This is a genomic window from Rhizobium sp. BK196 (genome assembly GCF_014193255.1).
Classification (GTDB): Bacteria; Pseudomonadota; Alphaproteobacteria; order Rhizobiales; family Rhizobiaceae; genus Rhizobium.
Map to the genome: position 1 here is coordinate 426,448 of NZ_JACHZB010000001.1, position 22,995 is coordinate 449,442.

Genomic DNA, 22,995 nt, shown 5'->3' on the forward strand with positions numbered 1-22,995 from the left:
GGGCGGCCCTTTGCGTCTACAGCGCCGCGCGTCTTTTCGGACGCGCAAAGGACGCTGTAGCACTTTGAATTGCTGCATAATTTTATCCTTAAATCGATTCCGATTTAGGGAATTAGGCAGTAGGATGCAGGCAGACTCGTCAATCAGCCAAGAAGTCCCGCCATGTCCCTCCCCGCCACCGTCATCCCCCTGCCGCAGCCCGTTCTTCTGCCCGTCGAAGGCAGCGCCGAGGCCTTCCCGGTCCGCCGTGTCTATTGTGTCGGCCGCAACTATGCCGACCACGCCATCGAAATGGGCCACGACCCGAACCGCGAGCCGCCCTTCTTCTTCCAGAAGAACCCCGACAATCTCTTCGCCGGCAAGGATTTCCCTTATCCGCCACTGTCCAATGACGTCCATTTCGAGGTCGAATGCGTGCTGGCGCTCAAAGCCGGCGGTGCGGACATATCGGCCGAAAAGGCGCTCGACTGCATCTATGGCTATGGCGTCGGCATCGATTTCACCCGTCGCGACCTGCAGGCCGAAGCCAAGAAGCTCGGCCGCCCCTGGGAGCTCGCCAAGGCCTTCGAACATTCCGCCCCCGTCTCCGCTCTCGTCCCCGCCAGCCGCCTCGGCCATCCCGTGAGCGGCCGCGTCTGGCTGGACGTCAATGGCGTCAGAAAGCAGGAAGGCGACTTAAACCAGATGATCTGGAAAGTCCCGGAAATCATTGCAGAGCTTTCGAAACTCTTTGTTCTCGCCCCCGGCGATGTCATCATGACCGGCACGCCATCAGGTGTTGCCGCCATCAACAAGGGCGACAGCATCTCCTGCGGCGTCGACGGCATTGCGACGCTCTCGCTGAAAGTGGTCTGAGGAGACGGAAATGGCGATCTATGCGCTCGGAGGCTTGAACCCAAAACTGCCACCGCACGGCACCTTCTGGATCGCCCCCGACGCGCATGTGATCGGCGATGTCGAGCTTGCCGAAGAAGTCGGCATCTGGTTCGGCGCGGTGCTGCGCGGCGACAACGAGCCCATCGTCATCGGCAAAGCTACCAACCTGCAGGAAGGCGTCATGGTCCACACCGACCCCGGCTTCCCCACCACGATCGGTGAAAACTGCACCATCGGCCACCACGCCATCATCCACGGCTGCACGATCGGCAACAACTCACTCGTCGGCATGGGCGCCACCATCCTGAACGGCGCCAAAATCGGCAACAATTGCCTCGTCGGCGCCAATGCGCTCGTCACCGAAGGCAAGGAATTCCCCGACAATTCCCTGATCGTCGGGTCGCCGGCGAAAGCTATCCGCACGCTGGATGATGAGGCAGCCGCTAAGATCACCCAGTCCGCGAGGAAGTATGTCGGCAACTGGCAGCGCTTTGCGCGGGATCTCAAGCGGATCGATTGAAAAATCGACCGCGCGATCGACGCGGTTTCAGTCGGTCGTTGCAGCGAGAATCCTGCCGCCTTTCGCCTCCTGAACGATGATGGCGCTCTTGAGGTCGCCGGTTGCAGCCGGGATCGGCAGCTTCAATATCTTGCCGTCCCAGGTGCCAATACGCGTCAGCCCATGCACGACATGGGTGTGCGGCAATGTCTCGCCGGCATTCTCGCCTCTGGTGACCGGAACCTGCACGGTGCCCGGAGAATAGCGGACGAGCCATACGTCGGCGGGGGCGGTCCTTCCCTTCGCAGCGTCGATGACGGCCACGTTCCGGGAGAGCGAGATCCCGGGGCCGGACAGTGCGGGCTCGGACGCGATCACCCGCCGGATCTCGTTGAGATCATAGCCGACGGTCGACTGGTGGCCGTTGATGACCATCTGCGGCGTGAAAGGGCCGGATTGGCCGAGTGCAGGCTCATAAGTCACCTGCCGGTCGGTAAACTCCTTCTTCCCAAAAATGTCTTTCCATCCGAGATAATCCCAATAGGTCACCGAGAAGCTCAAGGCGAGCACATGAGGATCGTTGCTGAGCTTGACGAGATTGGCATTGGCCGGAGGGCATGAGGAACAGCCCTGGCTGGTGAACAGTTCGACGACTGCAGGCGACTGCCCGGCGGAGGCCTGAACGGTGGAACCAAAAGCGAAGACTGCTGCGATGATCGCAAGATTGAACGCGGCTGAATGTTTCATGGCAGTGCTCCCTGATGATCTGCATCTCGTTCTCCTTCGCAGGTGGAACGCCATTCGTTACAGCTTCACGCAACTGTGACGGCATCGTCCGGACGCCGCGAGGCCGCGGCCTCGGCCTTCCCCGGCTGCAAACAAAAAACTTCGAGACGCCTGTAACAAATCCCGCTTCGCCTCCGTACGGGCTGTAGGACGCGACGGTACCGGACATCGAAAACGATCATGGCGAAACTCGACGATCACAGCCAAGCCACTCCGACAGGCCTGATGACAAGGGTCATTCGCCGGCATTCGCTGGCGACTCGCGTTACGCTGCGCAGACCAGCTCGAACAGACGCTGGGCGGCAGCGGAACCTATTACGAGAGCATAGATCTCGACGCCTTCCACCCGCAGACCATGCTCGCCTACCGGATGAACGGCAAGGATCTGGAGGTCGCTTACGGCGCGCCGCTTCGCCTGCGCGTCGAGCGCCACCTTGGCTACAAGCATCGAGAAAAATGGAAATGCTCCAGGCACTCGTGCCAGCGGACAATCTTGCCGCGGAACAGTCTTGCAACGGGCAGTAGCGCCCACAAGGAGGAGAAGGTCATGTTGAAATACACAATAGCAGCAATCGCCCTGGCAGCGGCTTCCGCACTGCCCGCCTTTGCACAGGACGCGATGATGTCGGCGAAATGCGACGAGGCTTCGATGATGAAAATGCAGGCCGACATGGATGCCATGAAGGATCCTGCCATGAAGGAAAAGAAGGAAATGGCATCCAAAGAGATGATGATGGCCAAGGATTCCATGAAGGCCAACAAGATGGAAGACTGCAAGACGCACATGGAAAAAGCCATGAAAAGCATGAGCGACATGTAAAGCCTGTCAGAGAGACGCGGGCGGCCCCTGGGCTGCCCGTGACAGCGTGGAAATGAACGCCGCTGCACGATCGGCAACAATTGCCTCGCTCAATCGCCAATATCGAAGCGAACGATCCTGCCACCTTCCATGCGAAAGACATGCAGCACCGTTTTGTCCTTCAGACCATGGGTCTGCCCCTCCAGCGGGCGGCCGTCGAGATCGAATACCCTCTGGATCACCTCCACCTCTATGACACCCTCCTCCGCCTGCCGAAACGCGACTGGCTCCACATGCGGGCTGATGATCGTCCATTGACGGGTCCAATATTCGCGAACCGCCTCACGCCCATGAACATGGCCGCCCTCCATGCCGTTCGCCCAGTCCACATCATCGGCCAGCACGGCAAGCACCGCGTCGATATCCCGCGCATTGAAGCGCTCATAGATGTGCTTGATCAGCTGCGTCTGTTTTTCAGACATGCTGTTTCCTCTCTCCCGATCTGAATAAGATCGCCAGCGCCGACCCTACCCTGTAATTCTCACCCTCTGCGCAGGCCATCATGCGGCTGGCTCCACCTTCTTCGCAAACGGCACCCAGAGCAGCGCACAAGCCGTCAGCACCGCAACCACTAACCACGCCTCGTTGAGCGCCTGAACCGTGGCCGCCGTCTGCACGAGCGGATCGAGCAGGGATGTCGTATCCGCATCGAACTCTCCCTGATGCCCCGCAACCACCTGCAGCGGCGCACCGATGAAAGCCGCAACGTCCACGTCCCCCGCCTTCAGCCGATCCCACAGGCCCTCACCGAACGGCGCCGAGCGGGTGTAGACGATGGTGTCGATCAAGGCGATGCCGATTGCGCCGCCAAGGTTGCGCATCAGGTTGAACAGGCCGCTGGCGTCGGGAATGCGCTCCGGCGGCAGAGTGCCGAGTGCGAGCCGCGTCGGCGGCAGCAGGCAGAACATGATGGCGATGCCGCGGATGATCTGCGGCCAGAACATCGCGTCATAATCGGTCTGCGGGTCCTGAAAGGCGCTCATGCCGATGCCGATGGCAAAGAGCGTGAAGCCGAGAGCAGAGAGCAGCCTTGCATCCATCCGCTTCTCCAGCGCCACTGCGATCGGAGCGGTAACGAGCTGGGCAATGCCCGTCACCAGCATCGTCATGCCGATTTCGAGAGCGTTGTGGCCGCGCACGAAAGCCAGAAAGACAGGCATGAGATAGACGGAGCCGAAAAGGCCGATGCCGAGAATGAAGCTCATCGCCGAACCTGCCAGAAAATTCCGGTCACCGAAATTCCGGAGTTCGACCACGGGTATGGCTCGCCTGAGCGACCGCCACGCGAACACGCATCCCGAGACCACCGACAGACTGATGAGCCCGGAGACATAAAGCGAGGTCCAGCCGCTCGTCGGCGCCTCCTTGAGACCGATTTCCAGCGCGGTAAGGCTTGCCGCCATCAAGAGCAGCGACAGGGCATCGAGATGCCAGAGCTCGGAGAGATTGACGCCCGCGCGCGGAAGCGAGCGCATGGCGACGAGTGCTGCGACAATGCCGGGGATGATATTGATGAGGAACAGCCAGTGCCACGAATAGGTCTCGGTCAGCCAGCCGCCGACAATCGGCCCGATCGTCGGCGCAAGCACGGCCAGAACGCCCGCAATCGTCGTGGCAAGCGCCTGCCGCTCATCCGGAAACAGGATGAAAACGGCCGAAAACACCGAGGGGATCAGCGTGCCGCCGGAAAAGCCCTGAACGACCCGCCAGGCGATGAGCCCACCAAAACTGCCGCTTGCCGCACAGCCTGCCGAGGCGATCACGAACAGCGACAGCGACACGACGAACAGCCAGCGCATGGTCAGCAGTCGCGTGAGAAACCCCGTCAGCGGTATCGCCACCACTTCTGCGATGAGATAGGCGGTTTGAACCCAGCTCATCTGATCGGGATGAATATCGAGCGCCGACTGGATGGTCGGAAGCGAGGTTGCGACGACCTGAACGTCGAGGATCGCCATGAACATGCCCAAGCACATCGCCAGAAAGCCGACCCATCTGAGCTGTGATGGAACTGCGGCTAAAACGGGTTCGAACCGGTCGGGCATGGAATAGTCCTACAGCAGCTCCAGTAAAAGTGCGCAGCAGTCCGGAGTTGCCTGAAAACAAAGAGATAGAGCATCGTTCTCAGCCCTGATCTGCATGCCGGGATCAACACATCGACGACGGACAATAGCAGGGCATGGAGTGGCACACCAAAGTTTAATGGGAGGATTGCGATTGCGGCGATCAAGAGCTGGTGTTCGGCAGATGCCGCTTAACGCGCTGCCGCGATGAGAAGAAACGCAACAATGGCAAGCCCGCCCAGGGCGGCAGTGATGCTGAGCGACGGCGTGATGCCGATAGTCGCCATGCCGAAGGCCAGGACGAAGGGCGCGAGCGCCGAAAGGATCAGCCGCGCCGCCATCATCCTGCCCTGCAATTTGCCGTAGCCGTCGCTGCCGAAGAGCTGCAGCGGCAGTGTTCCGCTTGCGATGCTGAGCAGGCCGTTGCCCATGCCGAAGATGATGGCAAAGAGCATTGCCCCCACCACTGATGGTGCAGATAGCAGAAGCACCAGAACGCCGCCGGGGATCAGCACCGCCGCAATCAGCGCCAGCCAGAGCGCCGGCAGGCCCTTGCCGAAGATCATGTTGATCAGCCGGCTGCCGACCTGCGAGGGGCCGAACAGGGTTCCGACCAGAGCCGCGGCGCCGCCGAGCCCGAGACCCGACAGGAGCGGCACCATATGCACCAGCATCGCCGAGCCGACGAGCGACATCAGCGAGAAACCTATAACCATCAAGCCGAATCCGAGGCGGCGGCGCGCCGGCGGCAGAATGCCCTCCACCCGCAGCGCAGCCGGCGATGTCGTTGCCCGGCGCTTGGCTGCACCGCGTGAAAGCCACGCATGAACCGGCACGCAGACGGCCATGTTGAGGACCGCAAAGACCAGATAGACGCTCTGCCATGACAGGGCGGCATGCAGCGCCGTGGTGATCGGCCAGAAGATCGTCGAGGCAAAACCGGCGATCAGCGTCAGGTAGGTGATGCTGCGGGAAGCGGCCTGCGGCCGCAATTGCACGAGCAGCGCGAAGGCGGCGCCATACTGCACGAAGTTTGCGGCAACCTCGATGGCGATGAGGGCGGCGACATAGGACGCCTTGCCCGGCGCATAGGCGCAGGCAACGAGGGCGATTGCGGCAGCGGCCGAGCCCGATGTCATCACCCGCCCTGCCCCGATCCTGTCGATCAGCACGCCGAGCCAGGGCGCCGTCAGGCCGCCGGCCAGAAGCGCAACGGAGAGTGCTCCGAAAGTCCATTCGTTCGACCAGCCGAGTGTGGCCGCCATATCGGGCGCGAGGATGCTGAAACTGTAATAGAGCGTGCCGTAGCCGATGATCTGAGTGACGCCGAGTGCGGCGATGGCAGAGACCGGTATGCGTTCAGACAAGGCGCTTGCCGTCGGCATCGAGAACCTGTTCGCCGTCTTCCTTGGCGAACGGGCCTTTATGCGTATGGGGCAGGATGTCCAGAACCGCTTCCGAGGGCCGCGCGAGGCGGGTGCCGAGCGGCGTGACGACGAAAGGACGGTTGATCAGAATCGGATCCTTGAGCATCGCGTCCAGCAGTTGCTCATCGGTGAGATCAGGGCTGTCGAGGCCGAGCTCCGCATAAGGCGTGCCCTTCTCGCGGATCGCTTCGCGAACGCTCAGACCAGCATCCGCAATCATCTTGATCAGCTGTTCGCGCGACGGCGGATTTTGCAGATATTCGATGACTGATGGCTCGATGCCGGCGTTGCGGATCATCGCCAGCGTGTTGCGCGAGGTGCCGCATTCCGGGTTGTGATAGATCTTGACGTCCATGGTCATGGTGCAGATTCCGTTTCAGCGAAGGGTTCAGGATTACGGGCGTCCATCAGCAGCCATCCGGAAAACATCAGCGCCAGCAATGCGCCGACGACTTCAGCGACGATAAAGCCCGGCAGATCGATCGGGCGGATGCCGGAAAATGTGTGCGTCAGCGATCGGGCGATCGCAACTGCCGGGTTGGCAAACGAGGTCGACGCGGTGAACCAATAGGCGGCGGTGATATAGAGGCCAACCAGCCACGCCACCGCATCGGCGCGGAAGCGCACACCGGCGAAGATAATGAAGACAAGACCGAAGGTTGCCGTCACTTCGGAGAGCCATTGCGCGCCGCCGGTGCGCGCGGTTTCCGAGGCTTGCAGCAGGGGAAGGCCAAACATGGCATGGGCAAGCATCGTCCCGGCAATGCCGCCGATGACTTGCGCGGCGATATAGGCCGGAACGAAAGAGGCAGGCAACTCGCGCCGGAGCGCAAAAACCAGCGACACGACCGGATTGAAATGCGCGCCGGAAATCGGCCCCAGGATGGTGATCAGAACGACGAGGATTGCCCCCGTTGTCAGCGTATTGCCGAGCAGCGCAAGGGCGGTATCGTCCGTCAGCTTGTCAGCCATGATGCCGGAGCCGACCACGGTTGCGACCAGCAGCATCGTGCCGAGCGCTTCGGCAGCCACGCGCCGCGATAGTGGAAAGACCGTACTCATGCCGGCAGGCTCCGCACCATCAGGGCGGCCGATGCCGGGCAGAGGCTTGCTGCCTGCCGCGTTGTCTGGATTGCAGCCGGCGCTTCATCGCGGGCGATCGGATGAAAGCCGAGCGACTGAAAGAAAGCGGCAGCTGATTCCGTCAGCAGATAGGCAGCGTCAGCACCTCTCCTGTGAGACTCATCGAGCAGACCGAGTGTGATCGCATGGCCGAAGCCGAAACCCCGCCGATCGGGCAGGACGACGATGGACCGCAGCAACGCTGCCTCGCCGTAGAGTTCCAGCCCGCCGAAACCGACCGTCTCACCACCCTGAGAAAAACGGAAGAAGCTGCGGCCGGCATCCGTCAGGTCATCGACCGGAAGACCGGCGCCGGCGAGTGCCGAACGCAGGCCGTCGTCATTGCCTTCTACTGCCTGTTGATGAAGGGCAACACCCATCAGCTTGCCTTTGGCTGTTTGAAGCTTGCGCCTTCCATAGTGCCGATCTGGCGCAGATGCGTTTCAAGCGTCAGCTTGTCGATCGACGTGATCGGCAGGCTAATGAAGGACATGATGCGATTTTTGAGGAAGCGGGCGGCTTGAGCGAAGGCGCGGCCAATTTCCACTTCGCTGCCTTCGACCGCGGCGGGATCTTCGATGCCCCAATGAGCCGTCATCGGGTGGCCGATCCAGACTGGGCAGGCTTCGCCGGCAGCACTGTCGCAGACCGTGAAGATGAAATCCATCTCGGGCGCACCGGCCTCGGCAAATTCATCCCAACTTTTCGAACGGAAGCCGATTGCGGGATAGCCGAGCACTTCAAGCTCCTTCAGCGCATGCGGATTGACCTCGCCCTTCGGCTGACTGCCGGCCGAATAGGCCCTGAAGCGGCCCTTGCCCTCCGCATTCAAAATGGATTCCGCCAGGATCGAACGGGCAGAATTGCCCGTGCAGAGAAAGAGCACATTATAGACGCGATCAGCGGTCATTGCAGTTTCTCCTCCACTTTGGGCGTGCAGCAGGCCGCGACCTCCGCGGCAGGCGCACAGATTTCCGGATGACCGGAACAGCAGTCTTCCATCAGGAAGCGGACAAGGCCGCCGAGCGCTTCATAATTCGCCGTGTAGATGATCGAGCGGGATTCGCGCTGCTGCGCGATCAGGCCGGAGCGTTCCAGTTCCTTCAGATGGAAGGATACGTTCGACGGCGACACTTCCAGCCTCTCCGCAATGGCACCGGCGGCCATTCCGTCAGGGCCGGCGACGACAAGCATGCGGATGACCTGCAGCCGGGTTTCCTGCGACAATGCGCCGAATGCGATGAGGGCTTGACGCTGATTCATATTTCAACAATCCTAGAATGATTGAAACGAGGAATAACGCAGATGAACGCGATCGACAACAGCAAAATGCAGAAGGACGATATCACTCTCGGCGAACTGATGAGCATCCTCTCGGGCGCCAAGGATTCACCGCTGGTTTTTTACTATGATGACCGTCCAGTGAAGCCCGGCTACCACGTCACCGAAGTCAAGGCTGGGCAGTTTTCGGCGCTCGACTGCGGCGCCAATCCGGAAGCCTGGAGCGAGATCTTCATTCAGCTTTGGGACATCGAGGAAGGCGACCGCACCCATATGCCGGCCTGCAAGTTCCATGCGATCATCCGCAAGGTCACCGAGCATGTGAAGCTCGACGATACGGCCAAGCTGACATTCGAAGTCAGCGACGGCGTGCAGCCAATGCAGCTTTATTGCGCCGCGATACCGACGCTGCGCGCCGGAGCCGTGCATGTCGAGCTTTTTCCCCGGCCGGCAAGCTGTAAACCGCGGGACCGGTGGTTGGCGGCACAAAGCCAATCGACCTCCTGCTGCGCTCCGACCAGCGCCGCCAGGTGCTGCGGCTGAACGACTGCCGTCGGCCTTAAACGTGGTGTCGGCTACGGCGATAGATCCGTGCAGGAAAATCGCAGATTCCAGCTTTTGCCTCTTGCAATCCGCTCCGCCACGCATCATATCCCGGCTTCACCTGAAAACGGACTTGCGCTTGGTATCGACGTTGGTCGAGCCGCGTTCGAGCTCCACAGGACAAGGGCGCTCCCCGCAAGGGTCGAGCGCCCTTTTGATTCCCGCCAGTTTCAGCCGTAAGCCGTGCCCGCCACGGCAGCCTTCACACCCACGCTTCCCTGATCGACGAGCGCGAGAAAGACAGCCTTCGCCTTGTCCGTATTCCGGTATTGCCGAAAGATCCTGTGCGCCTCGATGAAGGCGACACTCCAGCTCGCAAGCAGCATGGCGGCGGCGAGTTTCGCCTTGGCGTCGGCTGCGTCCTGCCCGGCACTTTCGGCAAGGGCCACCGCCAGTTCTCCCGCGATCTCGTCGCGGATCGCCCGCGCTCTCGCCTTCAGCGTCTCACTGTTCTCCACCGTTTCGATGAAGCCCTGGCTCGCGGTCGAAAATAGCAAATAAGGCGTCTGCTGCCTGACGAGCTGATGCGCGAGCAGGCGTAATGTTTCGATGGGTGAAACACTGCTGTCGCGCTGCCGCAAGGCTTGACGCAGGGTCTCGCGTGCTTCCTCGTCGCGATCGAAGAACATGTCCTCCTTGCGCGGGAAGTGGTTGAACACAGTCATCCGCCCGACATCGGCAGCGGCCGCGATTTCATCGACCGTCACATTCTCGAAGCCGCGCTCGAAAAACAGCCGGTCGGCGGCAAGCGAGATGGCGCGGCGCGTGGCAAGGCGCTTGCGAGATCTCCGGTCGGAAGGTGCTTCGTCTGATGGCGTCGTCATGACGCTCTCCATAGCAGCGTTTGTGTACTGAGTACATCATTGTTGACAGACGTGACCCAGCATCCTATAACTATACTTAGTACATATTTATATTGAGTACACAATCCGCATCGCTGTGGGCCGGTCGGCGTGCCCGCCACCGCGAGCGGCCGGACTTTGCCTGCATCCGCCGAAAGGAAATTCCATGAAAGCCGTTCAATTCAGCCGTTACGGCGGCCCGGAGGTCATCGAGATCGTCGAGATCGACCCGCCGCGTCCCGGCCCCGGAGAGGTGCGCATCGCGGTGCGTGCCGCCGGCGTCAACCAATCGGACTGGAAGCGCCGCGAAGGCCGATATCGCGAATTCGAGGAGACAATCTTTCCCGCAGGTGTCGGCGTCGAAGCCTCCGGCATCGTCGATGAGGTCGGCCCTGGTGTATCAAGCACTTTCGTCGGCGACGCCGTCTTCGGCTATGGCGAGGCGACGATGGCCGGACGCGCCGTCTTGACGCATTGGGTTCACAAGCCCGACGACCTGCCCTTCAAGATCGCCGGGGCCCTTCCCGTCATATCGGAGACGGCATGGCGCAGCTTGGACGAACTCTGCGTAAAATCCGGCCAGACGCTGCTCGTCAACGGCGCGGCCGGCGGCATCGGCTCGGCCGTTATCCAGCTTGCGAGGATCAGGGGCATCACCGTCATCGGCACGGCGAGCCTGCAGAAGCATAACTATCTCAGGGAACTTGGCGCGATCCCGACGACCTATGGACCCGCCCTCGCCGAGCGGGTGCGGCAGCTTGCGCCCGATGGCATCGACGCGGCCATCGATGTCGCCGGCTCCGGCATCATCCCCGAGCTGATTGCCTTGACGGGCAACCCCGCCCAGGTGCTCTCCGTCGCCGATTTTTCGGCCGAAGAGTACGGCGCGAAATTCTCCCGCGGTCCGCCCAAAGAGCCGGAGCGGGTGTTGGCCGATGTGGCCCGGCTCTATTCCAAGGGCTTCTTCCGCCTGCACATCGAGCAAAGCTTTCCGCTGGAGAAGACGGCCGAAGCGCAGATCGTAAGCGCCGCCGGGCACGTCACCGGCAAACTCGTCATTTCTCCATGAGCTCCCCAATGAACAAACCCGGCATGAACAAACCGCTCCTCGTCATCTTCGCCGCCATCTGCCTCGATGCCGTCGGCATAGGGCTGATCTTCCCCATTCTGCCCCGCCTCCTTCAGGACGTGATGCAGACGCGGGACATCGCCTTCGATGTCGGCCTCATGACGGCACTCTATGCCGCCATGCAGTTCGTCTTCTCGCCCGTGCTCGGCGCGCTCAGCGACACGATCGGCCGGCGCCCCGTGCTGCTGATCTCGCTTGCCGGCGCCGCGATCAATTACGTCATCATGTCCTTTGCGCCATCCCTCCTCCTGCTTTTGATCGGCCGCGCCATCGCCGGCCTCACCAGCGCCAATATGTCGGTCGCATCGGCCTACATTACCGATATTTCGCCCGCCGATCAGCGCGCCCGCCGCTTCGGCCTGTCCAACGCCATGTTCGGCGCCGGCTTCATCATCGGTCCTGTTCTCGGCGGGCTGCTCGGCGACTATTGGCTGCGCCTGCCCTTCATCGCCGCCGCAGCGCTGAACGCCTGCAATCTGCTGCTCGCTCTCCTCGTCCTGCCGGAGTCCCGCATCCGCGTGTCCCGCATGCCCTCGCGCCGGAAGATCGATCTCGCTGCGCTGAACCCGCTGCGGCCGCTGAAACGGATCGCCTCGATGAAAGGCCTGCTGCCCATCGTATCCGTCTATTTCGTCTTCAGCGCCGCCGGCGAATCCTACGGCACCTGCTGGGCGCTCTGGAGCTTCGATACGTTCGGCTGGAACGGTGCCTCAATTGGCCTGTCGCTCGGCGCCTTCGGCATTTGCCAGACCGTCTGCCAGGCCTTCCTGCCGGGACCGGCGACGCGCCTGCTCGGCGAACGCTGGTCGGTTATCACAGGCATCGCCGCCGCCGTGATCGCCCTGGCAGTCATGGCTTTTGCGAACCAGGGCTGGATGATTTTCGCCATCATGCCGGTCTTCACCCTCATCGGCATCGGTAACCCCGCCTTCCAGGCGCTTGCCACAAGGCAGGTCGAACCCGACCGGCAAGGAGAGCTGCAGGGCGTGCTCGCCTCCACCGTCAGCCTCGCCTCCATCGTCGCGCCGCTCGCCTTCTCGTCTTTCTATTTCGTCGTGCGAGCAAACTGGCCGGGAGGCATCTGGCTCTCGGTGATCGCCCTCTATGCGATTGCGGTGCCGCTGGTTTTCTTGAGCACGAGAACCGGCGAAACTGGAGAAGCCGCAACTGCCTAGGATCGTCACCACTGCCGGTCCTTTTGCGTCACATATCCTTCATTATCAGCGGTTAGGCAGGCCAAAATCCGGAGACTGCCCATGGACACGACCGCACAAGCAAATCGGCCCAAAATCGCCGAGACCGTCATCCATCCGACGGCCAGCATAAGAGATTCCGATATAGGCAGATGCTGCGAGATTTTGGCGGACACATCGCTGCACGCGGTCGAGCTCGGAGATTATTCCTACCTGGGTCAGCGCTGCATCCTCGGCGATGCGACGATCGGGAAATTCTGCGCTATCGCCGCAGAGGTCAGGATCGGTGCGCCCAATCATCCCATGGATCGCCCGTCCATGCACCGCTTCACCTATTGCCCGGAATATTATTCGGCCGACGCCGTGCGCGACCATGCCTTTTTCGCAGAGCGAAAAGCCGATCGCGCCATCATCGGCAATGATGTCTGGATCGGCCACGGCGTCGTGGTGCTGCCGGGTGTCAGGGTCGGGGATGGCGCCGTGCTTGCGGCCGGCGCCGTCGTCACCAAGGATGTCGCGCCCTATACGATCGTCGGCGGCGTTCCCGCCAAGTTCATTCGCGAGCGGTTCTCGCGACCGGTCGCCGAAAAACTCGCCGCCATCGGCTGGTGGGACTGGCCCTTCGAGACGATCATGGAACGCCTTGGCGATTTTCAGTCCAGCGACATCGAGGCCTTCTGCGAGCGCTGGGCTTAGAGTGTATTTATCGAGAGAGACTGGCGGATCATGATCGACGAAAGACAAGGGCATAATGCAGCCTGCCACTGCGGCAGCGTCAAATTCCGGGTGCGGTTGGCGGACGAATTCAATACGATCCGCCGTTGCAACTGTTCATACTGCCGCATGCGCGGAGCCATCGCCGTCTCGGCACAGCTCTCTGATATCGAATTTGTCCAGGGCGAAGACAATCTGACGCTTTATCAATTCAATACCCGCACGGCTAAGCATTATTTCTGCAAGACCTGCGGCATCTATACCCATCATCAGCGCCGCTCGAATCCGAGCCTGTTCGGCATCAACGCCGCCTGCATCGAGGGCATCAGCCCCTTTGATTTTCCGGAGGTTCAGGTCATGGATGGTGTCTCCCATCCCTCGGATTCCGGCTCCGGACCCAAGGTCGCCGGCATGGTTCGGTTCGAGCCGACAACTTGAGCGCCCGTCTCTCCCCGCTGAGCAATGCATCGCGGATCTTCGCCAGCGTCGCGCCAAGCGGCAAAACCTGAAATGGCAAGGCTGCGCGCGCTCATTGCCCATGCCCCTCATGACCGCCCTGACCGGCATCACCGGCCTCGCCCGTCATCATGACGGTACCCTCGAAGCTCGCAAATAGCGCAAGAACCTTGGGATCAAGCTTGCTTTCGGCCTCGGCCAGATCGGCCGCAAGCGCCTTCGCATGATCAAAGGAAAGCCCGGCCTTCTCCAGCGCCGCAGCTTGCCTGATACCATCGCCGCTGCACAGAAAAACACTCCAGCCATGATGGCCCCTCTTCAGCAATACCCGTCCGCCGCGCCCATCCTGCTGCCAGCCGGCAATCGCCCAGTCATTCTCCACGACCACGGGCAGGATTGTCAGCGGTTTGTCCGGCCGCTCGAACATGGTCTTCAGCGTCTCGGGGATCGCCACTTCGGGTGGCGGTCCGGACATGTCCATGCCTTCCTTGCCAGGCATATTCATCGCGCCATGGTCCATGCCGCCATGGTCCATGCCACCGGCCCTACCGATATCGTCCAGCGGCCCGGCGATCTTGCCGACGGCAAAATCGACCGTGATCTCACCCGCCTTCTCGAAGCTCAGCACCGCCCGGATCGTCTCGCCCTGTCTAAAGGGCTTTTCCACATCCTGAAACATCAGGTGGTAATTCGGCGCAAGCGTCACCGTCTGCCCGGCCGGGATGGCAAGCCCACCCTTCAGTTCGCGCATGGTCATGATGCCATTGTCCATGCTCTTCTGGTGCAGCTGCACGGTTTTTGCGCGATCGGAACGTGCGGCAATCAGCCGGTCCGGCTCGCTGCCGCTATTGGTGATAACAAGATAACCGTCGCCGACCTTGGCGCCCGACACCATCGAATGCGAGGCTGCGTGGTCGATGCGGATCGTGTCCTGCGCCACCGCAGCCGTCGCGATCAGCAGACCCACGAAGAGAGAAAATATCGTCTTCATCATCCCCTCCTCAGGCAAAGGCGCGCTTCAGCGGCGGCACGAAGCGGATCACCACCTGGTCGAAGGCGATCATCAGCAGGATCGTGAGCCCACTCATGGGAAAGGCGACGGCGAAGACGAGCACGATGATCCAGAGCCCCAGATAGACAGAGCGCTGCGGTGGCATGGGCGGCACGCCGAGCCGGCCAGTCGGCCTTCTCTTCCACCACATGACGGTGCCGGTCACGCAGGAGAGGATGATGGCAAGGCACGTCGCCAGCATCAGCAGCTGATTGAAGAGCCCGAATTCCTGCCCCTGATGCACATTGATGCCCCATTCGATCGCCCGGCCGAGCAAGGGATATTGCCCGAAGGAGAGATCGATGAGCGGCCTGCCGGAATATTGATCGATATGAACCGTGCGCTCGTTGGTGAGATCATCAGGATAGACCGCTGCGGTATAGACGCCCGTCTCGCTGCCGGGAATGGCAAGATCGAAGCCCGGCGCCATACCGAGATCCCGCGCAATCTCCACCGCCTTGTCGAGGCCAACAGGCTTCTTCGACTGCGCCGCCGCAATCTCCGAAAGCGGCACCGGCGCCTTCTCGACGATCCAACCGGCCTTCGGCAGAATGTCCTCCGTCACCTTCTGCGATTTCGGCACAGCATCCCAGAGCTGCACCGGATAGCCGAGATCGTGGCTCGTGAGCCACGCATTGACATTGGCGCCCCAATAGCCCGACCAGGGCATGCCGGTCATCGCCATGAAGAAGATCAGGATGCCGGCAAAGGCACCGGTCACTGCATGCAGATCACGCCAGAAGATCCGCCGCGAAGGCGTCCCGCGCACGGTCACCACCCCACCCGTCTGCCGCCGCGGCCACCAGAGATAGATGCCGGTTACGACCAGCACCATGGCAAAGCCGCCCGTGATCTCGATCAGCTTGTTGGGCAAGCCGCCGAACAGCGCAAGGCTGTGGATGCGCTTGACGACATAGTTGAACTCTTCGGTGGAGCCGACCGTATCGAGTACCTTGCCGTCATAGGGATTGACGAAGACCAGCGTCTGGCCGGCATCCGACGACACGGTCACGATCGCTGACCGGTCGAGCCCGGCCGGGTCCTTGTAGGAACTCGCAACCGCATCAGGAACGGCAGCCACCGCGATATCGGCGATCTTCTGCGGCGACAGCGCCTCGCCCGAGGGCTCGACGATGTAACGATAGGCAAAGACCGTATCGTTGATTTCGTCCTTAAAGAGATAAAGCGAGCCGGTAACGGCGAGATTGAGCAGGAAGGGAATGGTGAGCAGGCCGGCAAAGAAGTGCCAGCGCCAGATGGCGCGATAGAGCGAAACGCCCGGTACGGCGTTCTCTGCCGCTTCAGTGGCAGTGGTGATAGACATGGAAGTGGATCCGAATCCTCGGCCGGCGGCTTCAATGCGGCCCGGCCACGATTGCAAGACGCATCACGGCCTTGGCCGCAATGCGGGTTCAGGCAAGGATTGGATTGGCAGGCGGGGCACGCGGCCCGGTATTCGGCGGGAAAAGCTGGCGATGGAAGGCCTCGACGCGGCGCGGCAATTCCACCGCAACCGTAAAGCCGATGCGCGCACCGATGACATCGGCAGGCTGCGGCAGCACGACGGCGGCACCGATACGGCAAGCCTCACACGGGTTGAGATGCGCGATCTTGCCATGCTCCTTGCCGCTATCGTCGACAACGGTAACGCAGAGCGTCGGCAGCGTGCCGTCGGGCAGCACATATTGGGCGAGAGCCGCAGGGCTCGGAGCATCTTCGGCGACGGCCGGAACCTGATGCGCGAAGCCGACGAAGACGAACGCGATGGCGCACAGAATGCGCACCAGCCATTGCTCGATTCTATCAAGACGACGTTGCATGTCCCCGGCCTCAAGGCCCCTGCCTCAGCATCGAATCCGTGATAGCGGCATCCACGGGAAAGCTCAAGAGCTCGTTCTGGTGCCGTTCGGCGGCGTATCACCCAGCGCTCCATCGGCAATCAGCGGGCGCTCTTGCGAATCGCATAAGTCTGTGCTTATGTGTCGCCATGATGGAACATGATCTTTTTCGCGCTCTCGCCGACCCGACCCGCCGCACGATCTTCGAGAAGCTGGCGAATGGCAGCATGAATGCCAGTGCCCTGCGCCAGGGCATGGATATCAGCCAGCCGGCCATGTCGCAGCATCTCGCGGTGCTGCGTTCGGCGCGGCTGGTGCGCGAACAGAGAGAGGGCCGTTTCGTGAATTACGAGGTCGATCCGGATGGGCTGACCCTTATCGCAGAATGGCTGGCGAAATACCGCGCCTACTGGCCGGCTCGTATCGACGCTCTCAAGCTCTTGCTGAAGGATATGGACCAATGAACGAAGTGAAGGCCCAAGCGCAGGTCGAGCAACAGCAAACTGGTTTCGAACAGAGATACGAGCTGGATGCGCCGCCGGAAAAGGTCTGGCGTGCGATCAGCATCGCCGAATTTCGCGAGAGATGGCTGCCGAAGGAAGCGCTTGCCGATCCGCAGTCGCTCTCTGAGACACCGGGCAAGGAGGTTCACTACAGATTGCGCGACGACAGCCCGCCCTACCTGGAAAGCATCGTCACCTTCGCGATCGCCTCGAATGCATCGGGCGGAACCAGCCTGCGGATCATCCATGAGCTGACCAGCGCGACATCAGCGCGTCTCACGAGATCGGTCGCCAACAGCAATAGCCCGACCCTGATGCTCGCCGCCTGACGCGGCAAGCCTTACCCGCCACAGTCCCAAACGATTGGAGTTCGCCGATGCGCGAAGCGATGCAACTCGTCCCTATGGTCGTCGAACAATCCTCGAGAGGGGAACGATCCTTCGACATCTATTCCCGTCTCCTGCGCGAGCGGATCATCTTTCTGAACGGCGAGATCAACGATACGGTCTCCGCCCTCGTCTGCGCTCAGCTTCTGTTCCTCGAAGCCGAAAATCCCAAGAAGCCGATCAATCTCTACATCAACTCACCGGGCGGCGTCGTCACCAGTGGTTTTGCCATGTACGACACGATGCGCTTCATCCGCGCGCCGGTGCACACGCTCTGCATGGGAACGGCCCGCTCGATGGGCTCTTTCCTGCTGATGGCGGGCCAGCCGGGAGAGCGGTATGCCCTTCCGAATGCCAGCATCCTCATCCACCAGCCCCTCGGCGGCTTCCAGGGCCAGGCGTCCGACATGCTGATCCATGCCGAGGAAATCCGGAAGACGAAGCAGCTCATGACACGGCTCTATGCCCAACATTGCGGCCGTACCTATGACGAATTCGAGCAAGCCATGGATCGCGATCGCTTCATGACGGCGCAGGAAGCCCTCGAATGGGGCCTCATCGACCGCATCCTGCAGGATCGCGAAGAAATGGAGGAGGCGGAGCCGCAATAGTCATCGTCAGCATCTGTCATCTCCACGGACGAGAACGGTTCACATGCGATGCGAGAGCTCATCCTGATGCCGTTCGTAGGCGTGCTTTGCTGCAGCCAGCGCCTCATCGACATTGTGCGACCGGCCGGCCAGCGGCGCATCCCCCAGCGTGCCGTCGCCGATCAGCAGGCGCCATCCCCAGGGTTTTGCCATCGACAGGCTCTCGCCGTCGCTGGCGACGGTCCCGATATATCGGCCTTCGACGGTCAGATGAAAAACATTCGGCTCGCCCGACGGCACAAGCGCGAAATTCGCGGCTTCCTTATGTCCTGTCATGGCACTGCTCCAACTGATGATCAGCGATCCGAACCGCCTCGCCGCGCCATTATTCTCGAAAACACGTTACCGTGCGGCGACGAGCGCGCCGATTGTGATGACGGCAGCCACAAGTACGATAACGCCGACATAGATCGACAGATATTTGACTTGATATTTCGTTGCCGGCGTCATGGCGCAGCCTCCAGGGGCGTCCCGTCCTCATCGGGGTCGGGTGCCGGCTCGTCACCGCCTTGCTTGTCGGGCATCGGCTCCTTGACGGGCGGAGCGGGTTTCCCCGGCGACGGAACGGGGGCCGACGGATGAGGTTCGGGCGCCAGTATCCTGATCGCTGTAACAGGACTTGTCATGGTCTCGTCCTCCGGCTCGCATGTAGGCTTGCATGATGAGCCCAACGAGGCCGGGCCTGCAATGTTCCCGAGGCGAAGCTTTTCCCACCTTCGGGAAACTTGGCATCGTCATCAGGTTCGGAAACCATTTCGAAAAGAGAAGGCCAGGCAGCACGCATCTTGCGGGTCTCCTCACCCCTGCCCTAGATATGTGAGCAGCAGCCAGCAGTCCTTATCCATTCCTGAAAGCAGATCAGAGATGAAACGCCACGATTTCGATGATCTCGCCGCCTTCGTCATCGTCGCCGAAGAGCGCAGCTTCACCAAAGCCGCTGCCCGACTTGGCATGTCCTCCTCAGGCCTCAGCCACATGATGCGGCAGCTGGAGGAACGGCTCGGCATGCGCCTCCTCGCCCGCACCACCCGCAGTGTCGCCACCACGGAGGCCGGCGAACGCCTGCTTCTCACCCTCCAGCCCGCCTTCGCCGAAATCAGCCGCGGCCTGCAGGAGCTCGGCCATTTCAGGGAGAAACCCTCCGGCACAGTGCGCATCACAGCAGGCAAACATGCCGCCGCCGCGCTCGTCATGCCAATCCTGCCGCAGTTCCACCGCACCTACCCGGATATCCGCGTGGAACTCATCGTCGGCGACCGTTTCGAGGACATCGTCGCCTCTCGCTTCGATGCCGGCATCCGCTTCGGCGAGCGCGTCGACAGGGACATGATCGGGCTCCGCATCGGGCCGGATATCCGCGCGGCCGTCGTCGGCTCGCCCGATTATTTCGCCCGCCATCCCGCACCGAAAACCCCGCGCGATCTCGCCGACCACGACTGTATCACCTACTATATGGCTTCGCTGGCGGGGCCTTATGCCTGGGAGTTCGAGGAGGACGGCCGCGATATCGAGGTGAAGGTGTCAGGCAGCTTTATGGTCAATGATTCCGACATGATGATCGAGGCCGCCCTTTCAGGCTCCGGCCTCGTCTATGTCTTCGAGGATTTCGCCGAGCAGCATATCGCAAGCGGTCGGCTGGTCCGCGTGCTGGAGGAATACTGCAAGCCCTTCTCCGGCTATTCCCTCTATTATCCGAGCCGGCGACAGATGCCGCCGGCCCTTTCGGTGTTCATCGAGGCGCTGCGCGCCATCCCGAAAAGACCGGCCACTCAAGCCGCCTGAGCCGCCGGCATCGTCGCCATGTCGATGACAAAACGATAGCGCACGTCGCCGCGCTCCAGCCGCTCGAACGCCTTGGCAATATCGCCCATGGCGATCATCTCGCATTCCGGCAGAATGTTCTTGCGGCCGCAGAAATCCAGCATTTCCTGCGTCTGCCTGATGCCGCCGCTCGGCGTGCCGGCAATGCGCCGGCGGCCGCGGAGGATCAGCAGGTTATTGAACTTCGGCGTATCGACCAGCGAGCCCGCGATGACGAGAGTGCCGTCAGCATCGAGCAGGTTGAGATAGGGGCTGAGGTCGTGCTCGTAAGGCACCGTATCGATGATCACGTCAAAGGCGAATGCGGCAGCCTCGATCTCGGCGACATCGGTAGATACCAGCACCTTGTCGGCGCCGAGCGCGTGCGCCGTGCCGACCTTGCCTTCCGAGCGCGTCAGCACCGTCACATGCGCCCCGAGTGCGGAGGCGAATTTCACAGCCAGATGCCCAAGGCCGCCAAGTCCGATCACACCCACCCGGCTGCCGGGGCCGACATTCCAGGTGCGCAGCGGCGAATATGTGGTAATGCCGGCGCAGAGCAGCGGTCCGACGCGCGACAGATCGAGCCCGTCGGGCACCCGCAGCACGAATTGCTCACGCACGACGATATGATCGGAATAGCCGCCATAGGTGGTCTCGCCGGTTACCCGGTCCTGGCCGTTATAGGTAACAGTGGCGCGCTTGTAGCACATCTGCTCTTCATTACGCCGGCACTGGGCGCATTCCCTGCAGCTGTCGACGATCGTACCGACGGCAACGTTGTCACCTACCTTGAAGCGCGAAACATTTCTGCCGACGGCAGACACGCGCCCGACGATCTCATGACCCGGCACGAGGGGATAGTTGGAAAATCCCCAGTCGTTGCGGGCCATGTGGAGGTCCGTGTGGCAGACGCCGCAATAGAGGATATCGATCGCAACGTCTTCGGGACGCAGTTCCCGGCGATCGAAGGAGAATGGTTGCAACGGCGTATTCGCGTCGGTTGCGGCAAATCCTGATGTTCTCAATGGCTTATCCCCTCGAAAGGCTGCTGAAAGCTGATGGGCAGCGAAAGCTGCGCAGAGGGGGATATAGCGTCTGGGGATTATCCGAATTAGACGAGGCCGGCGGGATAGGCTTGTGAGCTGGGCTCAGTAATCACTGATTGATTGCCTGAGTCCTACATTGCTATCCGGTCGCCCGAGCAGCCAGCCAGACATCAAACAAGGCTGGCGCCCCCAATTTCTCAGGAATCCGACAGCCGGGGCTGGACAAGGCAAATGTAACTTTATAACAACGGCAATGTAATGTTATTACATTAAGGAGAGATTTCATGTATCGGGGCCTTTTCGCCATCTTTGCAGTCGCCACCGCGCTCACATCCGCCGTCCTCCCATCGGCGTCCCGCGCTGAAGAGGAACAGCAGGAGAGCTGGCGGCTTTTCGTGGCTGATCACAGCCTGCCGGTCGTGCGCGCCATCGATCTTGCGAGCGGCAGACAGATCGGCCGCTTCGATCTCAAGGGTTATGCCGCCCTGTCGCTGAGCGAGACCGGGCGCACGGTCTTTGCCGTCCAGGGCGAAGAGAATGTCGTTCATGCCATCGATACCGGCATTGCCCTTTCCGATCATGGAGAGCATCGCGATATCGAGGTGACGCCGCCGAAGCTGGTCAATGCGACCATAAAGGGTGAGAAGCCGGGCCATGTGGTCACACATGGCGATGACGTGGCGATCTTCTATGATCGCACCGACCGCTTCGATCTCTTGAAGGAAGGCAGCCTGCTGCAGGCAAAGCCCGAGCCGAAACCTTTTAATACCATCGCCGCCCATCACGGCGTCGCGGTGCCGATGGGCAATTATCTGCTGGTCTCGGTGCCGAACATGCAGGCCCCGGTCAAGGAGGGCGAGTTGCCGCCGCGCCTTGGCCTGCGGGTGCTCGATCGTGGTGGCCGGCAGATCGGCGATGTCGCGCCCTGCACCGGCCTGCATGGCGAGGCGACCTCTGCCCGCCTCGTGGCCTTCGGTTGTGAAGAAGGCGTGCTCGTCGCCCGCCCCGGCGGCGCGGAAGGCCCCAAACTCGAAATGCTCGCCTACGGCGCATCGCTGCCGCAAGGCAAGGTTTCCACCTTGCTCGGCGGCCGCTCCATGCAGTTTTTCCTCGGCAATTACGCGGAGGATAAGGTGGTCCTGATCGATCCTGATAATACGGATGCACCTTATCGCATCATCGACCTTCCAACGCGGCGCGTCGATTTTATGCTCGATCCGGTAAAGTTCCAGAATGCCTATATCCTCACCGAAGATGGCAGGCTGCATCTGCTCGATACGGTAAAGGGCGAGATCGTCAAATCGGAAACCGTCACGGAACCCTACAGCAAGGACGGCCATTGGCGCGATCCGCGTCCTCGGCTGGCCGTGGCCGGCGATGATATCGCCATCACCGATCCTCGGCGCAGCCTGATCCGCCTTGTCAGCAGCGAAACGCTGAAGCAAACGCGCGCGATCCCCGTCGAGGGTCAGCCCTTCGGGCTTGTTGCCGCCGGCGGCTCGGGCGCCAGCCACTAAGCGGCCTCGGACCCGACACACTTCGCATTCCGGCGCTTGACGTCGCCCATGGCGGCGTCATAGACCGGGACGACGGTTCCCCGAAGAGAACTCCGAGGGGAATAATAGGGAACACGGTGAGGACGACCCAAGAGGGACCGAGACCGTGGCTGCCCCCGCAACTGTAAGCGGATTGTCGATCTCGGGGTCGATCGCGACAGCGATCATGCCCTCGGCCTACGGGCCGTGCCACTGCGATTTCGCGGGAAGGCAGATGACCGGCACATATTCGCGAGCCAGGAGACCTGCCGTCGACACGATCCAATCAAGCCGGGCGGGGATGCCCGGACAAGGAGCAGACATGATTGACGC

Annotated in this window: 29 protein-coding genes, 1 pseudogene and 1 riboswitch; of the genes and pseudogenes, 14 read left to right on the top strand and 16 right to left on the bottom strand. The window is 61.5% G+C overall.

Annotation, left to right across the window (positions count from 1 at the left end; genetic code table 11):
- The first annotated feature begins 162 nt into the window (after nt 1-162).
- Entirely contained in the window at nt 163-855 is a 693-nt protein-coding gene (locus tag FHT78_RS02295) for a fumarylacetoacetate hydrolase family protein (protein WP_183739970.1), read from the top strand.
- Between the two features lie 10 nt (nt 856-865).
- The gene (locus tag FHT78_RS02300; RefSeq protein ID WP_183739973.1) at nt 866-1,396 is read left to right on the top strand and encodes a gamma carbonic anhydrase family protein; all 531 of its coding nucleotides are present in this window, start codon (nt 866-868) and stop codon (nt 1,394-1,396) included.
- Between the two features lie 27 nt (nt 1,397-1,423).
- Here the strand turns inward: FHT78_RS02300 and FHT78_RS02305 are convergent, their stop codons facing one another.
- A complete protein-coding gene (locus FHT78_RS02305; protein ID WP_183739975.1) occupies nt 1,424-2,122 on the bottom strand; it encodes a DUF1223 domain-containing protein in 699 nt (232 codons plus the stop codon).
- Nucleotides 2,123-2,432: 310 nt separating this feature from the next.
- On the opposite strand from FHT78_RS02305, the pseudogene FHT78_RS02310 reads away from it, so the two are divergent.
- Nucleotides 2,433-2,606 (top strand): annotated as a pseudogene (locus FHT78_RS02310) (molybdopterin-dependent oxidoreductase); the annotation flags it as partial.
- Nucleotides 2,607-2,708: 102 nt separating this feature from the next.
- Nucleotides 2,709-2,981: a hypothetical protein gene (locus tag FHT78_RS02315; protein ID WP_183739978.1), complete on the top strand. Its 273-nt coding sequence runs from the start codon at nt 2,709-2,711 to the stop codon at nt 2,979-2,981.
- A gap of 89 nt (nt 2,982-3,070) precedes the next feature.
- On the opposite strand, the gene FHT78_RS02320 is transcribed toward FHT78_RS02315, so the two are convergent.
- The 8 genes from FHT78_RS02320 to FHT78_RS02355 form a co-directional block, all read right to left on the bottom strand.
- On the bottom strand, nt 3,071-3,442 hold the full coding sequence (locus FHT78_RS02320; protein ID WP_183739981.1) for a nuclear transport factor 2 family protein: 372 nt from the start codon (nt 3,440-3,442) through the stop codon (nt 3,071-3,073).
- A 78-nt stretch (nt 3,443-3,520) separates the two neighbouring features.
- Nucleotides 3,521-5,065 (bottom strand): DHA2 family efflux MFS transporter permease subunit, encoded by a 1,545-nt coding sequence (locus FHT78_RS02325; protein WP_183739984.1) that lies wholly within the window; start codon nt 5,063-5,065, stop codon nt 3,521-3,523.
- Nucleotides 5,066-5,274: 209 nt separating this feature from the next.
- On the bottom strand, nt 5,275-6,468 hold the full coding sequence (gene arsK / locus FHT78_RS02330) for an arsenite efflux MFS transporter ArsK (RefSeq protein ID WP_183739988.1): 1,194 nt from the start codon (nt 6,466-6,468) through the stop codon (nt 5,275-5,277).
- Nucleotides 6,443-6,871, bottom strand: coding sequence for an arsenate reductase (glutaredoxin) (gene arsC, locus FHT78_RS02335; RefSeq protein WP_183739991.1), 429 nt, complete (start codon nt 6,869-6,871; stop codon nt 6,443-6,445). Before arsC ends, arsK begins: the two co-directional genes overlap by 26 nt.
- Nucleotides 6,868-7,572, bottom strand: a complete 705-nt coding sequence (locus tag FHT78_RS02340) for an MIP/aquaporin family protein (RefSeq protein WP_183739994.1) — start codon at nt 7,570-7,572, stop codon at nt 6,868-6,870. The genes arsC and FHT78_RS02340 overlap by 4 nt, the downstream gene beginning before the upstream one ends.
- A complete protein-coding gene (gene arsN2 / locus FHT78_RS02345; protein ID WP_183739997.1) occupies nt 7,569-8,012 on the bottom strand; it encodes an arsenic resistance N-acetyltransferase ArsN2 in 444 nt (147 codons plus the stop codon). The genes FHT78_RS02340 and arsN2 overlap by 4 nt, the downstream gene beginning before the upstream one ends.
- A complete protein-coding gene (locus FHT78_RS02350; RefSeq protein WP_183740000.1) occupies nt 8,012-8,542 on the bottom strand; it encodes an arsenate reductase ArsC in 531 nt (176 codons plus the stop codon). The genes arsN2 and FHT78_RS02350 overlap by 1 nt, the downstream gene beginning before the upstream one ends.
- Nucleotides 8,539-8,895 carry a metalloregulator ArsR/SmtB family transcription factor gene (locus tag FHT78_RS02355; RefSeq protein WP_183740002.1) on the bottom strand — a complete coding sequence of 119 codons (357 nt, stop codon included), beginning with the start codon at nt 8,893-8,895 and terminating at the stop codon, nt 8,539-8,541. Before FHT78_RS02355 ends, FHT78_RS02350 begins: the two co-directional genes overlap by 4 nt.
- Before the next feature lie 42 nt (nt 8,896-8,937).
- Here FHT78_RS02355 and FHT78_RS02360 point away from each other — a divergent pair, with 42 nt between their 5' ends.
- Nucleotides 8,938-9,456, top strand: coding sequence for a DUF6428 family protein (locus tag FHT78_RS02360; RefSeq protein WP_183740005.1), 519 nt, complete (start codon nt 8,938-8,940; stop codon nt 9,454-9,456).
- A gap of 230 nt (nt 9,457-9,686) precedes the next feature.
- Here the strand turns inward: FHT78_RS02360 and FHT78_RS02365 are convergent, their stop codons facing one another.
- Nucleotides 9,687-10,340: a TetR/AcrR family transcriptional regulator gene (locus FHT78_RS02365; RefSeq protein ID WP_183740008.1), complete on the bottom strand. Its 654-nt coding sequence runs from the start codon at nt 10,338-10,340 to the stop codon at nt 9,687-9,689.
- A gap of 184 nt (nt 10,341-10,524) precedes the next feature.
- Between FHT78_RS02365 and FHT78_RS02370 the strand changes: the two genes are divergently transcribed.
- The 4 genes from FHT78_RS02370 (at nt 10,525) to FHT78_RS02385 (ending at nt 13,832) form a co-directional block, all read left to right on the top strand.
- Nucleotides 10,525-11,427 carry an NADP-dependent oxidoreductase gene (locus tag FHT78_RS02370; protein WP_183740011.1) on the top strand — a complete coding sequence of 301 codons (903 nt, stop codon included), beginning with the start codon at nt 10,525-10,527 and terminating at the stop codon, nt 11,425-11,427.
- Between the two features lie 23 nt (nt 11,428-11,450).
- Nucleotides 11,451-12,662, top strand: coding sequence for a TCR/Tet family MFS transporter (locus FHT78_RS02375; protein WP_246715136.1), 1,212 nt, complete (start codon nt 11,451-11,453; stop codon nt 12,660-12,662).
- Between the two features lie 81 nt (nt 12,663-12,743).
- Nucleotides 12,744-13,376 carry a DapH/DapD/GlmU-related protein gene (locus FHT78_RS02380; RefSeq protein WP_183740018.1) on the top strand — a complete coding sequence of 211 codons (633 nt, stop codon included), beginning with the start codon at nt 12,744-12,746 and terminating at the stop codon, nt 13,374-13,376.
- Between the two features lie 30 nt (nt 13,377-13,406).
- Nucleotides 13,407-13,832, top strand: a complete 426-nt coding sequence (locus FHT78_RS02385; protein WP_183740020.1) for a GFA family protein — start codon at nt 13,407-13,409, stop codon at nt 13,830-13,832.
- Between the two features lie 91 nt (nt 13,833-13,923).
- Here FHT78_RS02385 and FHT78_RS02390 read toward each other — a convergent pair whose 3' ends face one another.
- From FHT78_RS02390 to FHT78_RS02400, 3 genes are all read right to left on the bottom strand, one after another.
- Nucleotides 13,924-14,841, bottom strand: coding sequence for a copper uptake system-associated protein (locus FHT78_RS02390; protein ID WP_183740025.1), 918 nt, complete (start codon nt 14,839-14,841; stop codon nt 13,924-13,926).
- 10 nt (nt 14,842-14,851) lie between these two features.
- Nucleotides 14,852-16,225, bottom strand: a complete 1,374-nt coding sequence (locus FHT78_RS02395) for a PepSY domain-containing protein (protein WP_183740028.1) — start codon at nt 16,223-16,225, stop codon at nt 14,852-14,854.
- Nucleotides 16,226-16,313: 88 nt separating this feature from the next.
- Nucleotides 16,314-16,721: a hypothetical protein gene (locus FHT78_RS02400; protein ID WP_183740031.1), complete on the bottom strand. Its 408-nt coding sequence runs from the start codon at nt 16,719-16,721 to the stop codon at nt 16,314-16,316.
- Between the two features lie 167 nt (nt 16,722-16,888).
- Here FHT78_RS02400 and FHT78_RS02405 point away from each other — a divergent pair, with 167 nt between their 5' ends.
- Genes FHT78_RS02405 through FHT78_RS02415 form a run of 3 tightly spaced genes read left to right on the top strand, consistent with a single transcriptional unit; the run spans nt 16,889 to nt 18,239 of the window.
- Nucleotides 16,889-17,203, top strand: a complete 315-nt coding sequence (locus FHT78_RS02405; protein ID WP_183740034.1) for a metalloregulator ArsR/SmtB family transcription factor — start codon at nt 16,889-16,891, stop codon at nt 17,201-17,203.
- Complete coding sequence (locus tag FHT78_RS02410) at nt 17,200-17,571, top strand: hypothetical protein (protein ID WP_183740037.1); 372 nt, start codon at nt 17,200-17,202, stop codon at nt 17,569-17,571. Before FHT78_RS02405 ends, FHT78_RS02410 begins: the two co-directional genes overlap by 4 nt.
- A 47-nt stretch (nt 17,572-17,618) precedes the next feature.
- Nucleotides 17,619-18,239, top strand: coding sequence for an ATP-dependent Clp protease proteolytic subunit (locus FHT78_RS02415; protein WP_183740040.1), 621 nt, complete (start codon nt 17,619-17,621; stop codon nt 18,237-18,239).
- A 39-nt stretch (nt 18,240-18,278) separates the two neighbouring features.
- Here FHT78_RS02415 and FHT78_RS02420 read toward each other — a convergent pair whose 3' ends face one another.
- Both FHT78_RS02420 and FHT78_RS02425 read right to left on the bottom strand, forming a co-directional pair.
- Nucleotides 18,279-18,554, bottom strand: coding sequence for a hypothetical protein (locus tag FHT78_RS02420; RefSeq protein ID WP_183740043.1), 276 nt, complete (start codon nt 18,552-18,554; stop codon nt 18,279-18,281).
- A gap of 170 nt (nt 18,555-18,724) precedes the next feature.
- Complete coding sequence (locus FHT78_RS02425; protein ID WP_183741879.1) at nt 18,725-18,904, bottom strand: hypothetical protein; 180 nt, start codon at nt 18,902-18,904, stop codon at nt 18,725-18,727.
- 238 nt (nt 18,905-19,142) lie between these two features.
- Between FHT78_RS02425 and FHT78_RS02430 the strand changes: the two genes are divergently transcribed.
- Complete coding sequence (locus tag FHT78_RS02430; protein ID WP_183740046.1) at nt 19,143-20,060, top strand: LysR family transcriptional regulator; 918 nt, start codon at nt 19,143-19,145, stop codon at nt 20,058-20,060.
- On the opposite strand, the gene FHT78_RS02435 is transcribed toward FHT78_RS02430, so the two are convergent.
- On the bottom strand, nt 20,048-21,106 hold the full coding sequence (locus FHT78_RS02435; protein ID WP_183740049.1) for an NAD(P)-dependent alcohol dehydrogenase: 1,059 nt from the start codon (nt 21,104-21,106) through the stop codon (nt 20,048-20,050). The two genes, FHT78_RS02430 and FHT78_RS02435, sit on opposite strands and share 13 nt — an antisense overlap.
- A 305-nt stretch (nt 21,107-21,411) precedes the next feature.
- Between FHT78_RS02435 and FHT78_RS02440 the strand changes: the two genes are divergently transcribed.
- Nucleotides 21,412-22,644, top strand: a complete 1,233-nt coding sequence (locus FHT78_RS02440) for a metallochaperone AztD (protein ID WP_183740052.1) — start codon at nt 21,412-21,414, stop codon at nt 22,642-22,644.
- Between the two features lie 56 nt (nt 22,645-22,700).
- Nucleotides 22,701-22,951, top strand: a riboswitch (cobalamin riboswitch).
- Nucleotides 22,952-22,995: the final 44 nt, after the last annotated feature.